This is a genomic window from Acidiplasma aeolicum, assembly GCF_001402945.1.
Taxonomy (GTDB): Archaea; Thermoplasmatota; Thermoplasmata; order Thermoplasmatales; family Thermoplasmataceae; genus Acidiplasma; species Acidiplasma aeolicum.
The window spans coordinates 1-4,093 of sequence record NZ_LKBG01000032.1; the positions used below are offsets into that span (position 1 = coordinate 1).

Here is a 4,093-nt window from a genome sequence, read left to right on the forward strand (position 1 = left end):
CATAAAATCTCATATGAATCAAAGCACATAAGGGAGGAATTGAAAAGAACAATCACATTGAAATACAACGAAACGGCAGATATAACGCCGGATATAAGATTAACACTTTATAATGCAGGCCACATACTTGGGTCTGCTGCAGTGCATCTTCACATAGGCGAGGGCTTATATAATATAGTTTTAAGTGGTGATCAAAAATATGAGAAGACATGGTTGTTTAATCCTGCAGTTAACAGATTCCCAAGGGCAGAAACTTTAATGATAGAATCAACGTATGCTGGCCGTGATGATTATTCATATACAAGGGTGGAGGCGTACAATACACTTGTTGATGTTGTAAACCGCACCTTTGACAAACATGGCACTGTACTTATACCGGTTTTTGCTGTGGGCAGGAGCCAGGAGGTAATGCTTGTTCTTGAGGACGCATACAGAAACAAGCTGATACCTGAAAATACCAGGGTTTACCTGGATGGTATGATTATGGAGGCGACCGCAATTCATGCCGCATACCCTGAATATCTCAACAGGGAGCTAAGGGAACAGATAATGGTAAAGCGTGCCAATCCATTTTTAAGCCCAATATTCCATAGCGTTGATACAAAAAAACAGCGTGATGATGTAATAGATGATCCGGATAGCAAGGTAATACTGGCAACAGCGGGCATGATGAACGGTGGCCCTGTTCTGGAATATTTTAAGGCACTTGTTTCATCAGAGAATAACACGCTCGCATTTGTTGGATACCAGGCCGATGGAACGCTTGGCAGGCGCATACAGAATGGTGCATCATCAGTAACACTTTCAGAGAATGGCAAATCAACCAAATTTGATATAAAGATGAATGTGGAAAATGCTGAGGGGTTCTCAGGACATTCAACAAAAAAACAGCTAATAAACTTTATAGGAACCATGCAGCCAAGACCGCAGAGAATACTTGTAAACCATGGGGATGGGGACAAGTGCTATGAATTTGCACGCCTAATCCATGCAAAATTTGGTGTTGAAACCATTTCCATGAAAAATCTTGAGACAACGAGATTATATTAATCAATTGTTAAATACTATTTTATCATAATAATAACATGGAACCTTTTCATCCAAGGGAATGGCAGGGCCATTTATTTGGCACGGTTGAAAAAAATCTTGAGGACAGAAATGTTATAGCCCTTGAGGCCCCAACAGGTTCCGGCAAAACCAGCTTTATTTTATATTTATCATTCATGTCAGGCAAAAAGCTCATTTATGTAACAAGGACACATAATGAATTCACCAGGCTTTATGAGGATAATATTAAATATTTTGACCTACCGGTAATATACCTTTATGGAAAAAGCACACTTTGTCCGTTAAAGGAGAGATGGTATGATTCTGATGAGGAATCACAGAAAAACGTCTGCAAGGGATGTATTTTAAAGGATAAAATTATGGATATTGATATGCATATTAAAATGCCACCGGATGATTATTATAACAAAATAATATCATTATCCATTGAAAACATCCGTAATGACATAAATAATAATTTAATTAAAAGGGATTCAAAGGGAAATCTAATCCAGACTGGCAATGGCAATATAACCGCATACTGCCCGTATTATTCTGTAAGGTCCTCAATGAAAAATGCAACTGTTGTGGCAATGACATACAATTACCTTTTAAATCCATCAATCAGATTTAATATATTTCATGGGACAGAGGGTGAGGAATCCATGGATATAAACGATTACTATATTATTTTCGATGAGGCACACAACATAGATTCGGTCATTGAAAACTTTGGAAGATCAATATCAGAAAAAACAGTGAATGGTTCGATTAATGAACTTGTGGATACCTTTCCCCTTGAGGAATATAAATGCCATGAAAGAATAGGCGCAAATCTGCTCCTGGAGAAACTTGAAAAGGATATTGAGGGCACAAAATCTGGTGATGATTTAAAACTTTTCAGGTTTTCAGATGATGTGAAATCAAGGCTCGGTGATATTAATTATATCCAAATTTTTTCTGAAAAATTTCAGGCAATTAATGATAACAGACCCATAAAGGAAAGAAGAAGGAATTACCTGGAGACTGTTTATAACTTTCTTTATGATGCACAGAGGCTTGAAAATGGTGATATATACTCACAAAAATTTTATCCAGAGAGGGGCGATCCATATAAAAGACTGAGGATTATGTACTATAATACATCAGAATATCTTAAATTTTTGAAAAATAAGCCCGTATTATTCATGTCCGGAACCATGCCATCCGCTGACCATATTTCAAAGATCTGGAATTTTGAGAATATGCTGTATATAAGGGTAAATGATATATTTTACAATACTGGTGGTGTTAAAAAATATAGTATCGTAAAGGGTTTTTCAACACTTGGCAGATACCGGGATAATACTGAGATCTGGTCAGATATTTTAAAAAAATATATGGAATTTATCATAAAAACATACAGTAACTCAATAAATTCTGTTCTTGTTGCTGTACCATCATATAAAATACTTTATGGAGACCATGATAAAAGAATTCCTGGAATTGCAGATTACCTGCCTGATGAATTAAGGCCTTTTTCTGTCTTTGAAAATAAAAAATTAACATACTCATTAATAATTAAAAAGGCTCTATCTGATAAATTAATTATTTTTTCAGTTCATGGCGGCAGGCTTCTTGAGGGGATACAGATAACAAAGAATAACAGAAGTCTGATAAGTGATGTTATTATAGCAGGGCTGCCATTGATGCCACTTGATGATTACAGGAAAAATAAGATAAAATATCTTGAAAAAACACTCAGCGGTGAAAATATATACAGCCTACTTTATTATGAGTATGCACTCATAAAAATAAAACAGGCAGCTGGACGGTCAACGAGATCTCCAGATGACGTGGCAAATATATATCTGTGCGATGACCGCTTTGATTCAAAATACTGGAGGGATAATTTATTAAATAATTAATATGCTCAAAATTTTTAAATAAAATACTGATATTAGAAATAATGGATGATCTGGAAAAAGAATTAAAATTTTCTGTGGAATACATGGATAAAAGCATTGATCCTTTTAAGGATTTTTATACATTTGCCAACGGGAAATGGCTTGAAAGGTATGAAATACCCCCAGACAAGGTAAGGTATGAGGCATTTTCTATTCTGTATGATAGGAATCAAAAATTGCTTGGAAAAATATGTGAGGAGGCATCTACAAAAAAAGACCCAAATTATGAGGAAAAAATTGTTGGTGATTTCTATAAATCTGCAATGAATACTGATCTAATAGATAAAATAAAATTCCAGCCTGTTGAAAAAATAATCAGTGAAATACAGGAACTTAATGACAGGAGCAAAATTCCTGATCTTATGGCAAACCTTTTAATGCAGGGTTTTTCCTTATTTTTTGATATTGGAACAGAACCAGATGCAAAAAATAGTAATATATATGGATTTTACATGGGGCAGTCAGGATTATCACTTCCTGATCGTGAGTATTACCTTAATTCTAATTTTAAAGGAATTCTGAATGAATACAAAAAATATGTAAAAAATATTTTTGGCTATTATGGGCTTGAAAATCCTGAAATGGCGGTAAATGATGTGCTCGAAATTGAAATGGAGCTTGCAGGGGCCAGCAGGCCCAGGGAGGAGCTAAGAGATCCTGAAAAAAACTACAATAAAATGGAATTAGAAGATTTAAAAAATAAATTTACCGGGTTAAATCTTTTGCGCTTTCTCAGGTTCATAAATATGCCATCAGGCTATGTTATAATAGGCCAGCCCGAATTCTTTGAGCGCGTATCGCAAATAATTGAAAATTTTGACATAAAAAAAATAAGGCATTACATGATGTGGAACGTTCTGAATCAGTCTGCACCGTTCCTGCACAGGGAGGTACGGGATGAAAATTTTAGATTCTATAAGCAGATTCTTTTAGGGCAGGAAAAGCAGGAGGATAGGTGGAAGATTGCTGTGAAGGTTATTGATGCATCCATTGGTGAGGCCCTTGGTAAACTTTATGTAGAAAAATATTTTGGTGAGAATGCAAGGAAAAAAATGGAAATAATGGTTAATGACATAAAGGATGCATTTAGTGAGAGATTA

Annotated in this window: 2 protein-coding genes and 1 pseudogene; all 3 read left to right on the forward strand. The window is 35.3% G+C overall.

Features of this window, described 5'->3' with window-relative positions:
- Window positions 1-1,050, forward strand: a 1,050-nt coding sequence (locus AOG54_RS01270; RefSeq protein WP_330218508.1) for an MBL fold metallo-hydrolase RNA specificity domain-containing protein, incomplete at its 5' end; no start/stop codon positions are given.
- 35 nt (window positions 1,051-1,085) lie between these two features.
- The gene (locus AOG54_RS01275; protein WP_055032298.1) at window positions 1,086-2,954 is read left to right on the forward strand and encodes a helicase C-terminal domain-containing protein; all 1,869 of its coding nucleotides are present in this window, start codon (window positions 1,086-1,088) and stop codon (window positions 2,952-2,954) included.
- 41 nt (window positions 2,955-2,995) lie between these two features.
- Window positions 2,996-4,093 (forward strand): annotated as a pseudogene (locus AOG54_RS01280) (M13 family metallopeptidase N-terminal domain-containing protein); the annotation flags it as partial.